Origin of the sequence: Variovorax sp. WDL1, assembly GCF_001541225.1 — a bacterium.
Taxonomy (GTDB): Bacteria; Pseudomonadota; Gammaproteobacteria; order Burkholderiales; family Burkholderiaceae_C; genus Variovorax.
Map to the genome: position 1 here is coordinate 65826 of NZ_LMTS01000004.1, position 12083 is coordinate 77908.

9 protein-coding genes are annotated in these 12083 nt (G+C 66.9%); 6 read left to right on the plus strand and 3 right to left on the minus strand.

Translation table 11 applies throughout. From position 1 onward, the window contains the following. Both APY03_RS43080 and aceE read right to left on the minus strand, forming a co-directional pair. Nucleotides 1–269 (minus strand): biotin/lipoyl-containing protein (locus APY03_RS43080; RefSeq protein ID WP_332307375.1); only part of this gene is annotated, 269 nt, incomplete at its 3' end. A gap of 45 nt (nucleotides 270–314) precedes the next feature. Beyond that, nucleotides 315–3041 (minus strand): pyruvate dehydrogenase (acetyl-transferring), homodimeric type, encoded by a 2727-nt coding sequence (gene aceE / locus APY03_RS00390; protein WP_068672816.1) that lies wholly within the window; start codon nucleotides 3039–3041, stop codon nucleotides 315–317. Between the two features lie 226 nt (nucleotides 3042–3267). On the opposite strand from aceE, the gene APY03_RS00395 reads away from it, so the two are divergent. From APY03_RS00395 to APY03_RS00415, 5 genes are all read left to right on the plus strand, one after another. Continuing rightward, on the plus strand, nucleotides 3268–5811 hold the full coding sequence (locus APY03_RS00395; RefSeq protein WP_068672825.1) for a PAS domain-containing sensor histidine kinase: 2544 nt from the start codon (nucleotides 3268–3270) through the stop codon (nucleotides 5809–5811). Further along, nucleotides 5808–6437: a response regulator transcription factor gene (locus tag APY03_RS00400; protein WP_068672826.1), complete on the plus strand. Its 630-nt coding sequence runs from the start codon at nucleotides 5808–5810 to the stop codon at nucleotides 6435–6437. The genes APY03_RS00395 and APY03_RS00400 overlap by 4 nt, the downstream gene beginning before the upstream one ends. 76 nt (nucleotides 6438–6513) lie before the next feature. After that, the gene (folD, locus tag APY03_RS00405) at nucleotides 6514–7359 is read left to right on the plus strand and encodes a bifunctional methylenetetrahydrofolate dehydrogenase/methenyltetrahydrofolate cyclohydrolase FolD (protein ID WP_068672827.1); all 846 of its coding nucleotides are present in this window, start codon (nucleotides 6514–6516) and stop codon (nucleotides 7357–7359) included. A gap of 34 nt (nucleotides 7360–7393) precedes the next feature. Then, nucleotides 7394–9454: a M3 family metallopeptidase gene (locus APY03_RS00410; RefSeq protein ID WP_068672829.1), complete on the plus strand. Its 2061-nt coding sequence runs from the start codon at nucleotides 7394–7396 to the stop codon at nucleotides 9452–9454. A 74-nt stretch (nucleotides 9455–9528) separates the two neighbouring features. Then, a complete protein-coding gene (locus APY03_RS00415) occupies nucleotides 9529–10164 on the plus strand; it encodes a glutaredoxin family protein (RefSeq protein WP_068672833.1) in 636 nt (211 codons plus the stop codon). A 16-nt stretch (nucleotides 10165–10180) separates the two neighbouring features. Here APY03_RS00415 and rpiA read toward each other — a convergent pair whose 3' ends face one another. Continuing rightward, on the minus strand, nucleotides 10181–10882 hold the full coding sequence (gene rpiA / locus APY03_RS00420; protein WP_068672834.1) for a ribose-5-phosphate isomerase RpiA: 702 nt from the start codon (nucleotides 10880–10882) through the stop codon (nucleotides 10181–10183). A gap of 40 nt (nucleotides 10883–10922) precedes the next feature. On the opposite strand from rpiA, the gene APY03_RS00425 reads away from it, so the two are divergent. Then, a complete protein-coding gene (locus tag APY03_RS00425) occupies nucleotides 10923–11990 on the plus strand; it encodes a quinone-dependent dihydroorotate dehydrogenase (RefSeq protein ID WP_174262759.1) in 1068 nt (355 codons plus the stop codon). Nucleotides 11991–12083: the final 93 nt, after the last annotated feature.

Genomic DNA, 12083 nt, shown 5'->3' on the forward strand with positions numbered 1-12083 from the left:
GCCGGCGCGGGGGCGGGAGCAGCAGCTGCGCCCTCGCCTTCCAGCACCAGCACGACCGATCCTTCGCTGACCTTGCTGCCGACGCCGACCTTGAGTTCCTTCACCACGCCGGCCGCGCTCGAGGGGATCTCCATCGACGCTTTGTCCGACTCCACCGTGATCAGCGACTGCTCGGGCTTCACCGTGTCGCCGACCTTTACCAGCACTTCGATCACCGCGACTTCATCGAAATCGCCGATGTCCGGCACCTTCACTTCCACTGTTGCCATGTCGTGTCTCCCGCCCTAGAGGCGCAGATGGTTGTTGCTTGTTGTTTACGCGTAGAGCGGGTTGATCTTGTCGGCGTTGATGCCGTACTTCTTGATCGCTTCGGCCACCTTGGCGGCGGGGACTGCGCCGTCGTCGGCGAGCGCCTTGAGCGAGGCCACGACGATGTAATGGCGGTTGACCTCGAAGTGCTCGCGCAGCTTGTTGCGGAAGTCGCTGCGGCCGAAGCCGTCGGTGCCCAGCACGCGGTAGCTGCGATCCTTCGGGATGAAGGGTCGGATCTGCTCGGCGTAGGCCTTCATGTAGTCGGTCGACGCGACGACCGGGCCGGTGGTCTTGGACAGCTGCTCGGTCGCAAAGGGCACGCGCGGCGTCTCGGTCGGGTGCAGCAGGTTCCAGCGGTCGGCGTCCTGGCCGTCGCGCGTGAGCTCGTTGAAGCTCGGGCAGCTCCACACCGAGGCGGCCACGCCCCAGTCCTGCGCCAGCAGTTCCTGCGCCGCGATGCTCTCGCGCAGGATGGTGCCGCTGCCGAGCAGTTGCACGGCAGGCGCCTCCTTGCCCTTGGCCGCCTTGACGGCCGGCGCCTGCTTGCACAGGTACATGCCCTTGATGATCTGCTCCTCGGTGCCGGGCTGCAGGCCGGGCATTACGTAGTTCTCGTTGAGCAGCGTCAGGTAGTAGTAGACGTTGTCCTGCTTCTCCACCATGCGCTTCAGGCCGTGGTGCAGGATCACGCCGACCTCGTGTGCGAAGGTCGGGTCGTAGCTCACGCAGTTCGGAATCGTGTTGGCGAGGATGTGGCTGTGGCCGTCCTCGTGCTGCAGGCCCTCGCCGTTGAGCGTGGTGCGTCCCGAGGTACCGCCCAGCAGGAAGCCGCGCGCCTGCATGTCGCCGGCAGCCCAGGCCAGGTCGCCGATGCGCTGGAAGCCGAACATCGAGTAGTACACATAGAAGGGCACCATGATGCGGTTGTTGGTGCTGTACGAGGTGGCCGCCGCGATCCAGCTCGACATGCCGCCCGCCTCGTTGATGCCTTCCTGCAGGATCTGGCCCGCCTTGTCCTCCTTGTAGTACATGACCTGGTCCTTGTCGACCGGGGTGTACTGCTGGCCATCGGGGTTGTAGATGCCGACCTGGCGGAACAGGCCTTCCATGCCGAAGGTGCGCGCCTCGTCGACCAGGATCGGCACCACGCGCGGGCCCAGCGCCTTGTCGCGCAGCAGCTGCGTGAGGAAGCGCACGTAGGCCTGGGTGGTGGAGATCTCGCGGCCCTCGGCCGTGGGCTCCAGCACCGCCTTGAACGTGTCCAGCGAAGGCACCGCGAAGCTCTCATCGGCCTTGGTGCGGCGATGCGGAAGGTAGCCGCCCAGCGCCTTGCGGCGCTCGTGCAGGTACTTCATTTCCGGCGTGTCGTCGGCCGGCTTGTAGAAGGGCAGGTCGCCGATCTGGCTGTCGGGGATCGGGATGTTGAAGCGGTCACGGAAGGCCTTGATGTCCTCGTCGCCGAGCTTCTTGGTCTGGTGGACCGTGTTCTTGCCCTCGCCGATCTTGCCCATCCCGAAGCCCTTGACGGTCTTGATGAGCAGCACGGTCGGCTGGCCCGTATGCTTGACGGCCGACGCGAAGGCCGCATAGACCTTCTGCGAGTCATGGCCGCCGCGGCGCAGCTGCCAGATGTCGTCATCGCTCATCTTGGCGACCATTTCCAGCGTGCGCGGATCGCGGCCGAAGAAGTGCTTGCGCACGTAGGCGCCGTCGTTGGCCTTGAAAGACTGGTAGTCGCCGTCGTTGGTCTCCATCATGATCTTGCGCAGCGCACCGTCCTTGTCGCGCGCCAGCAGCGGGTCCCAGCTGCTGCCCCACAGCAGCTTGATCACGTTCCAGCCTGAGCCGCGGAATTCGCCCTCCAGCTCCTGGACGATCTTGCCATTGCCGCGCACCGGGCCGTCCAGGCGCTGCAGGTTGCAGTTGATGACGAAGATCAGGTTGTCGAGGCGCTCGCGCGCTGCCAGGCTGATGGCGCCCAGCGACTCGACCTCGTCCATCTCGCCGTCGCCGCAGAACACCCAGACCTTGCGGTTCTCGGTATTCGCGATGCCGCGCGCATGCAGGTACTTGAGGAAGCGCGCCTGGTAGATCGCCATCAGCGGGCCGAGACCCATCGAGACGGTGGGGAACTGCCAGAACTCGGGCATCAGCTTCGGATGGGGGTAGCTTGACAGGCCCTTGCCGTCGACCTCCTGGCGGAAGTTGAGCAACTGCTCCTCGGTCAGGCGGCCTTCGAGGTAGGCGCGCGCATAGATGCCGGGCGAGACATGGCCCTGGATGTACAGGCAGTCGCCGCCGTGGCCTTCGCTCTCGGCATGCCAGAAGTGGTTGAAGCCGGCCCCGAACATGTTGGCCAGCGAGGCGAAGGAGCCGATGTGGCCGCCGAGGTCGCCCCCCTCGGGCGGGTGGTGGCGGTTGGCCTTCACCACCATGGCCATCGCGTTCCAGCGCATGTAGGCGCGCAGGCGCTCCTCGATCTCCAGGTTCCCCGGGCAGCGCTCCTCCTGGCCCGGCTCGATGGTGTTGACGTAGGCGGTGTTGGCCGAAAAGGGCTTGTCGATGCTGCTCTGGCGCGCGTGCTCCAGCAGTTGCTCGAGCAGGAAGTGCGCGCGATCGGGCCCCTCGCTTTCGATCACGGCGGACAGGGCATCCATCCACTCGCGGGTTTCCTGGGCGTCAGTGTCGTTCGCAGCGGAACCGAACCGGTTCTCGGGAATTGCCGACATGCTTGTCTCCTTTTTGAGGGGTGTGGCTGGGTAATTTAGTGCCTGATCCGGCAGCGCGCGGAGTTTCTCACAGAAATATCGCAATTTCAAATAGTGCTTATCGATTTCTTATAGTGAAATTCATCGGTTTTCATGGATGAGAAGGTGAGCCTCCCGGCCCCTTTCCCAGCCATGTCACTGGACCCCTTGCCCTACCGGTCGAAGGGCCTTCCCCTACACTCGCGCGATGCCTTTCTCCTCCCCGATCGCGGTGGCGCGCAGCGCCGTCAAGGCGTCGCCGCTGTCCTGGTGGCGGCGCTGGTGGCGCAGGCAGACCCCGGTACTCCAGGACGCGGTGGCGATGCTCGCCCCGCTGGCGGCGGTGCTGCTGTTCCTGGCCGCGATCGTCGCGGCCTTCTGGTACCTCCGGGCGGAGGAGCTGGAGCGCGAGCAGGAGTCGGTGAAGCGCGACGTCGAGTACGCACAGCAGCGCGTGCGCCTGCGCCTGCTGGAGCGGCAGGAACAGCTGATGCGGCTTGCCCGCGATGCCTCCAACCGCGAGATCGACGCGACCGAGTTCGCGAGCCGGGCGGAATCGCTGGTCAGCCAGTTCCCCGAGCTGCAGGCCATCAGCTGGATCGACGACCGGCGCCGCTTCAAGGCCGGCTACGCCGCGCCCAGCATCCACCCGGCCCAGCAGCACGCCGTGGGCGACGTGCTGCGGCCGGGCGACATCGAAAGCAATTACGCGCTGGCGCGCGAGCTGCGCCAGCCGGTGTTCTCGCAACCGGTCGCAGGCGGCGACCCGACGCCGATGCTGCAGCTGCACATCCCCTTCTTCGACCAGGGCCTGTTCGCGGGCGAGGTGCTGGGCGAGTTCTCGATCGACGGCATCCTGCGCTACGGCATGCCCTCGGAAGTGTCGGCGCGCTATGCGGTGTCGCTGCTCGACGCCAAGGGCGGGCTGATCGCCGGCAACACGGTGGCGAGCCCGCGGGAGGCCGAGGCCCGCCTGCTGCCCTGGACCGAGCAGACCAACGAGTACGAGGTGCCGGTGTCGCCGGTCGGCAATGCGCTCGTGCTGCGGGCGCAGGCCTACCGCACCTCGCAGGGCGTGGTCGGCAACGGGCTGTTCTGGCTGGTCGGCGCGCTCAGCGTGCTCACGAGCTGGATGCTGATCGGCACCTGGCGCCACACCCGGCGGCGGCTGCAGGCCCAGCAGGCGCTGGTGGCCGAGACCAACTTCCGGCGCGCCATGGAAAACTCCATGCTCACCGGCATGCGCGTGCTCGACCTCGAGGGCCGCATCACCTACGTCAACGCCGCCTTCTGCGCGATGACCGGTTGGGACGAAGGCGAGCTGGTCGGCCAGACGCCGCCCTTCCCCTACTGGCTGGAATCCGACCGCGAGATCATGAACGAGCGGCTTGAGGAGGAGCTGCACGGCCGGGCCCTGCCCGGCGGCTTCCAGGTGCGCGTCAAGCGCAAGAACGGCACCGTGTTCAACGCCCGCCTCTACGTCTCCCCGCTGATCGACGCGCGCGGCCACCAGACCGGCTGGATGACCTCGATGACCGACATCACCGAGCCCACCCGCATCCGCGAGCAGCTCTCGGCCTCCTATGAACGCTTCACCACCGTGCTCGAAGCGCTGGACGCGTCGGTGTCGGTGGCGCCACTCGGCAGCGAGGAGCTGCTGTTCGCCAACAAGCTGTACCGGCTCTGGTTCGGCTCCGACACCGTGGGCCACCTTGGCATGGTGGCGCAGGCCGGCGTGCCGGCCTCGCACGCGCACGACGATGCGCTAGACGACGTCGACCCCTTCGCGGGACTTCCGATCGACCAGCTGACTGCCGCGCAGCCGGCCAACAACGAGATCTTCGTGCCCGAGCTGGGCAAGTGGCTGGAGGTGCGCTCGCGCTACCTGACCTGGGTGGACGGCCGCCTGGCACAGCTGGTGATCGCGACCGACATCACGCCGCGCCGCATGGCCGAAGATCTGTCGGCCGCGCAGGCCGACCGGGCGCAGGCCGCCAGCCGCCTCATCACGATGGGCGAGATGGCCTCCAGCGTTGCCCATGAGCTCAACCAGCCATTGACCGCGATCACCAACTACTGCAACGGGATGATGTCGCGCATCCGCGGCCAGCAGATCGATTCGGATGCGCTGCTCGCGGCGCTGGACAAGACCTCCAAGCAGGCGCAGCGGGCCGGCCAGATCATCCAGCGCATCCGCTCCTTCGTGAAGCGCAGCGAGCCCAACCGCACGCCGGCCGAGGTCTCGACCATGGTGAGCGAGGCGGTCGAGCTCGCCGGCATCGAGCTCAGGCGCCGCAACGTGCGCCTCAACCACTATGTGGCGGCGCGCCTGCCGGTGGTGCGGGTCGATCCGATCCTGATCGAGCAGGTGATGGTGAACCTGCTGAAGAACGCGGCCGAGTCCATCGACCTGGCCGAACGGCCGCTGGCGCGCCGCAGCGTCGAGCTGCGCGTGCTGCCCAAGGTGATCGAAGGCCAGAACGCCATCGAGTTCTCGGTGCAGGACACCGGCATGGGCCTGGCACCGGAAGTGATGGACCGGCTCTACGAGGCCTTCTTCTCCACCAAGCCCGAGGGCATGGGCATCGGGCTCAACCTCTGCCGCACCATCGTCGAGTCGCACCGCGGCCGGATGCGGGCGGAGAACATCTACAATGGCCCGGACGTGGTCGGATGCCGTTTTTCCTTCTGGATTCCGGTGTTGGACGCTATTGATTCCGTAGCAAGCAACGAGGCGAAAGTACCCGCATGAGTTTGATTCCGAAGAAGGGCACGGTCTATGTCGTCGACGACGACGAAGCAGTCCGCGATTCGTTGCAATGGCTGCTCGAAGGCAAGGACTACCGCGTTCGCTGCTTCGATTCGGCCGAGTCCTTCCTCTCGCGCTACGATCCGCGCGAGGTCGCTTGCCTGATCGTCGACATCCGCATGGCCGGCATGTCGGGCATCGAGTTGCAAGACCGCCTGATCGAGCGCCGCTCGCCGCTTCCCATTGTCGTCATCACCGGCCATGGCGACGTTCCGATGGCGGTCGACAGCATGAAGAAGGGCGCGATGGACTTCATCCAGAAGCCTTTCAACGACGAGGCCCTCGTGGCGCTGGTCGAACGCATGCTCGAACACGCGCGAGGTGCCTTCGCACAACACCAGCAGTCGGCCAGCCGCGACGCACTGCTGTCCAAGCTGACCGGACGCGAAGCCCAGGTGCTGGAGCGCATCGTCGCCGGCCGGCTCAACAAGCAGATCGCCGACGACCTGGGCATCAGCATCAAGACCGTCGAGGCGCACCGCGCCAACATCATGGAAAAGCTCAACGCCAACACGGTGGCCGATCTGCTCAAGATCGCCCTGGGCCAGGCGGCGCCGGCCAAAGCCTGACGGCCATCGTGGCCATAGCCACAATCAAATCCGACGCCTGCGCAAGCGGGCGTTTTTACTTGGAGAATCGAAAACGATGACAGCTCAACTGATCGATGGCAACGCCCTCGCCGCCCGCACCCGGGCCGATGTCTCGCGCAGGGTGCAGGCGCTCAAGGCCCGCGGTGTCACGCCGGGGCTTGCCGTGATCCTGGTGGGCGAGGACCCGGCCAGCCAGGTCTATGTGCGCCATAAAGTCAAGGACAGCGAGAAAGCCGGCCTGCATTCCGTGCTGGAGCGCCATCCGGCCACCCTGTCCGAGGCCGACCTGCTGGCGCGCATCGACGCGCTCAACAACGATCCGGCCATCCACGGCATCCTGGTCCAGCTCCCCCTGCCCAAGCACATCGATGCGGCCCGCGTGATCGAGTCGATCTCCCCTGCCAAGGACGTGGACGGCTTCCACATGGCAAGCGCCGGAGCGCTGGTGACGGGCCAGCCGGGCTTCTGGCCCTGCACGCCCTACGGCTGCATGAAGATGCTGGAGTCCATTGGTTATGAGCTTCGAGGCAAGCACGCAGTGGTGATCGGCCGCAGCAACATCGTCGGCAAGCCGATGGCCCTGATGCTGCTGGCCAAGAGTGCCACAGTAACTATCTGCCACAGCGCAACGCAGGACCTGGGTGCTTTTACGCGCCAGGCCGACGTCGTGGTCGCCGCGGTCGGCAAGCGCAATGTGCTCACGGCCGACATGGTCAAGCCTGGCGCCGTGATCATCGACGTGGGCATGAACCGCAACGACGACGGCAAGCTTTGCGGCGACGTCGACTTCGCGGCCGTGCGCGAAGTGGCGGGCTGGATCACGCCGGTTCCGGGCGGCGTCGGGCCCATGACCCGCGCGATGCTGCTCGTCAACACCCTCGAAGCGGCCGAGCGCACTTGAACTCCCTTGAACCGATCGCCAACTGCCTGAGACCATGACCAATCCGCTCCTCGACTTTCGCGACCTCCCTCTGTTCGACCAGATCAGGCCCGAGCATGTTGCCCCCGCGGTCGACGTGCTGCTGGCCGACGCCGAGGCAGCCTTGCAGACGGTTACTGCGCCCGAGTTCCCGTCCGATTGGAACGCGATCGCCAAGGTGCTGGACGTCGCTTCCGAGCGCTTCAGCCGCGCCTGGGGCGCGGTCGGCCATCTCAACGCCGTGGCAGACACGCCCGAGCTGCGCGCGGCCTACAACGAAGCCATGCCGCGCGTCACCGCCTTCTGGACGCGCCTGGGCTCGGATGAGCGGCTCTATGCCAAGTACAAGGCCATCGACCCTGCGACGCTGAACGCGGAGCAGCGCCAGGCGCACCGCAACGCCGTGCGCAACTTCGTGCTCGGCGGCGCCGAGCTGCAGGGCGAGGCCAAGAAGCGCTTCGCCGAGATCCAGGAACGCCAGGCCGAGCTGAGCCAGAAGTTCAGCGAGAACGCGCTCGATGCCACCGACGCCTTCGCCTACTACGCACAGCTCGGCGAGCTCGACGGCCTGCCCGAGGACGTGATCAGCGCCGCGCGCACCGCGGCCGAGGCCGAAGGCAAGCAGGGCTACAAGCTGACGCTGAAGATGCCCTCCTATTTGCCGGTCATGCAGTTCGCCAGGAGCAGCGCACTGCGCGAGAAGCTCTACCGCGCCTACGTCACACGCGCCAGCGAGTTCGGCGACCCGGCGCTCGACAACACCGAGCTCATCCGCGAGATCCTCGCACTGCGGCAGGAGGAGGCAAAGCTCCTGGGCTATCCGAATTTCGGCGAGCTCTCGATCGTTCCCAAGATGGCCGAGTCGGCCGACCAGGTCATCAAGTTCCTGCGCGACCTCGCAAACAAGGCCCGGCCGTTCGGCGAGCGCGACCTGGCCGACCTGCGGGTCTTCGCCTCGCAGCAGCTCTCCATCGACGATCCCCAGCCGTGGGACTGGAGCTACATCGGCGAGAAGCTCAAGGAAGCGCGCTACGCCTTCAGCGAACAAGAGGTCAAGCAGTACTTCCCGGCACCGAAGGTGATGGCCGGCTTGTTCAAGATCGTCGAGACCTTGTTCGAGGTTTCCATCCGCCGCGACAGTGCGCCGGTGTGGCATCCCAGCGTCGAGTTCTACCGGATCGAGCGCCAAACCTCGGAAGGTCGCCAGAAGGTCGGCCAGTTCTACCTAGATCCATCCGCCCGCGCCGCCAAGCGCGGCGGCGCCTGGATGGATGACGTGCGCGCGCGCTGGCTGCGCCCCGACACCGGCACGCTGCAGACGCCGGTGGCGCAGCTGGTCTGCAACTTCGCCGACGGCGTCGACGGCAAGCCACCGCTGCTCACGCACGACGACGTGACAACGCTGTTCCACGAGTTCGGCCACGGACTGCACCACATGCTCACGCAGGTGAACGAGCGCGACGTCTCCGGCATCAGCGGCGTTGAATGGGATGCCGTGGAACTCCCCAGCCAGTTCATGGAAAACTTCTGCTGGGAGTGGGAGGTGCTCGTACACATGACGGCGCACGTCGACACCGGCGAGCCGCTGCCGCGCGCACTGTTCGACAAGATGATCGCTGCCAAGAACTTCCAGAGCGGGCTGCAGACGCTGCGCCAGATCGAGTTCTCGCTGTTCGACATGCTGCTGCATACCGAGCACGACGCCACTACCGCCCAGCCGGGCGACGTGATGGCCCTGCTCGGCAAGGTGCGTGCCGAGGTCGCAGTGATGCCATCGCCGCCCTTCAGCCGCACGCCCAACACCTTCAGCCACATCTTCTCGGGTGGCTATGCGGCCGGCTACTACAGCTACAAGTGGGCCGAGGTGCTGAGCGCCGACGCCTATGCGGCCTTCGAAGAAACCGCTGGCACCAATGGGCAACCGAGCATCGAGACCGGCCGACGCTACCGCGAAGCCATCCTCGAGGCCGGCGGCAGCCGCACCGCGATGGAGTCCTTCAAGGCCTTCCGCGGCCGCGAACCCCAGCTCGATGCGCTGCTGCGCCACCAGGGGATGACGGCGGCCCAGCCGGCCTGATCTGGTCCCTCTGCCTCCTGCCCGCCCGGCCTGAGATACTCCGCCACGTCGGATCACGAAAGCCAAAGCCACCCATGAAGCTTCATCCACGTCTCGCGGGCTCCGCTCTCCTGCTGCTGCTTGCCACCGGTGCTGCACTGGCGCAGCCCGTCTATCGCCATGTCGACAAGAACGGCAAGGTCACCTTCTCCGATCAGCCGCCGGCAGCCGATGCACAGGCCGCGGCGCCGCGCGGCAGCGGCGCGGGGGGTGCCGGGCCGGCCCTTCCCTACGAACTGCGGCAGGTCGCACAGCGCTACCCGGTCACGATCTACACCGGCGAGGAATGCAGTCCCTGTGCAGCCGGCCGCTCATTGCTCGTGACGCGCGGCATTCCTTTCGAGGAACGCACCGTCAAGGCCAACGAGGACGTCGAAGCGCTGCAGCGCCTGAGCGGCCAGGCCTCCCTACCGCTGCTTACCATCGGCTCGCAGCAACTCAAGGGCTTTTCGGATGCCCAGTGGTCGCAATACCTCGACGCGGCGGGCTACCCCAAGAGCGTCCAGCTACCTGCGGGCTACCGCAATCCGCCGGCTCAGCCGCTGGTCGCCGTGCAGGCGGCGCCCGCTGCGTCCGCGACGCCTGTTGCCGCACCCGCGCCGGCGCCAGCGCCTGCGCCGGCCGCCCCGAGCGGGCCGACGCCGAGCAACCCGGCAGGCATCAAGTTCTGATTTCCGGCTGCTGCGCTCAGTCGAAGCGCAGCGTCTGCACGCCGGACGCCGTGCCCAGGAGGCAGACATTGGCGCGCTGGTGCGCGAAGACGCCGACGGTCACCACCCCGGGCCATTGATTCACTTCCGACTCGAAACCCAGCGGGTCGGTGATCCGCAGGCCCGTTACATCGACGATGTGCTGCCCGTTGTCGGTAACGAGGGCCACGCCGTCCCTCTCGCGCACCCGGGCCACGCCGCCGAGGCGGGCGAACTGGCGGATCACGCGCCGCGCCGCCATCGGGATCACCTCTACGGGCAGCGGGAAGGCGCCAAGGGTGTTCACGCGCTTGGAGGCGTCGGCGATGCAGATGAAACGCCGGGACTGCGCCGCGACGATCTTCTCGCGCGTCAGCGCCGCGCCGCCGCCCTTGATCATGTAGCCGCGTCCGTCGATCTCGTCGGCGCCATCGATGTACACGGCGAGCTCCTCGACCTCGTTGCAGTCGAACACCGGGATGCCCAGCGCCAGGAGGCGTTCAGTCGATGCCGCCGAGCTCGACACCGCACCACGGATGTCGTCCTTGATCGTGGCCAGCGCCTCGATGAACTTGTTGACCGTCGAGCCGGTGCCGACGCCGACGATGTCTCCTCTCCCCACGTGGGCGAGTGCGGCGCGGCCGACCTGCGCCTTCTGCTCATCCTGGGACGGCGCCGGAGCGGAAGCGGGGGAATTCATCGGGGACAATCCTTGGGCTGACGAAGCCTGCAATTATCCGATGTCCCTGCCGCTGCCCTCCTCGCTTTACACGCTAGCCCGACCTTTCCTCTTCGGTTTCGACCCTGAGCACGCCCACGAGCTGACACTCGATGCGCTGGCGCGCACGCAGCACACGCCGCTTGCCTGTGCCTATGCCGCGCGCCGGGTCGACGACCGGCTGACGCTGGCCGGCCTGCGTTTTCCGAACCGAATCGGGCTGGCTGCCGGACTGGACAAGAACGCCCGCTGCATCGACGCCTTCGCCGCCATGGGCTTCGGCTTTGTCGAGGTCGGCACCGTCACGCCGAAGGCGCAGCCGGGAAATCCCAAGCCCCGCATGTTCAGGCTACCGCAGCGCGACGCCCTCATCAACAGGCTGGGCTTCAACAATGAAGGCCTGGACGCCTTCGTCGCCAACGTGCAGCGCGCGCGGTTTCGGCGCAAGGAGGGCAAGGCGCCGATGTTGCTCGGACTCAACATCGGCAAGAACGCCGCAACGCCGATCGAGCGGGCGGTGGACGACTACCTGGTCTGCCTGGACGGCGTGTACCCGCATGCCGATTACGTGACGATCAACATCTCCAGCCCCAACACGGCCAACCTGCGCTCGCTGCAGAGCGACGAGGCGCTCGATGCGCTGCTCGGCGCCGTGGCCGAAAAGCGAGAGGCGCTGGCGCAGCGCCACGGCAAGCGGGTGCCGCTGTTCGTGAAGATCGCGCCCGATCTGGAAGAGGCGCAGGTCCAGGTGATTGCCGCCACGCTGCGCCGCCACGGCATGGATGGCGTGATTGCCACCAACACCACGCTGGCACGCGAGGCCGTCGCCGGCCTGCCGCATGCGAACGAGGCCGGCGGCCTTTCGGGCGCGCCAGTGCGGCAGGCGAGCAACCGGGTGATCGCCCAGTTGCGATCGGCCCTGGGCGCCGATTTTCCGATCATCGGGGTCGGGGGGGTGCTCAGCGGGGCCGATGCCGAGGCCAAGATTGCGGCCGGCGCCGACCTCGTGCAGATCTACACCGGCTTGATCTACAAGGGGCCTGCGCTAGTGCGCGAGGCCGCCGAGGCACTGCGCCGGCGCAGCCGCTGAGCGGCAGCGCTCAGCGCATCCGCCATAGCACAGGAACGATCACCGCCGCCCAGCGCAGCAGGCGGCGCGGGCCGATCACCACGGCAGCGGCAG

What these genes read in the sequence shown, in the direction of transcription:
- aceE (WP_068672816.1), bottom strand. Translation starts at nt 3,041, where the DNA reads ATGTCGGCAATTCCCGAGAACCGGTTCGGTTCCGCTGCGAACGACACT.
- APY03_RS00395 (WP_068672825.1), top strand. Translation starts at nt 3,268, where the DNA reads ATGCCTTTCTCCTCCCCGATCGCGGTGGCGCGCAGCGCCGTCAAGGCG.
- APY03_RS00400 (WP_068672826.1), top strand. Translation starts at nt 5,808, where the DNA reads ATGAGTTTGATTCCGAAGAAGGGCACGGTCTATGTCGTCGACGACGAC.
- folD (WP_068672827.1), top strand. Translation starts at nt 6,514, where the DNA reads ATGACAGCTCAACTGATCGATGGCAACGCCCTCGCCGCCCGCACCCGG.
- APY03_RS00410 (WP_068672829.1), top strand. Translation starts at nt 7,394, where the DNA reads ATGACCAATCCGCTCCTCGACTTTCGCGACCTCCCTCTGTTCGACCAG.
- APY03_RS00415 (WP_068672833.1), top strand. Translation starts at nt 9,529, where the DNA reads ATGAAGCTTCATCCACGTCTCGCGGGCTCCGCTCTCCTGCTGCTGCTT.
- rpiA (WP_068672834.1), bottom strand. Translation starts at nt 10,882, where the DNA reads ATGAATTCCCCCGCTTCCGCTCCGGCGCCGTCCCAGGATGAGCAGAAG.
- APY03_RS00425 (WP_174262759.1), top strand. Translation starts at nt 10,923, where the DNA reads ATGTCCCTGCCGCTGCCCTCCTCGCTTTACACGCTAGCCCGACCTTTC.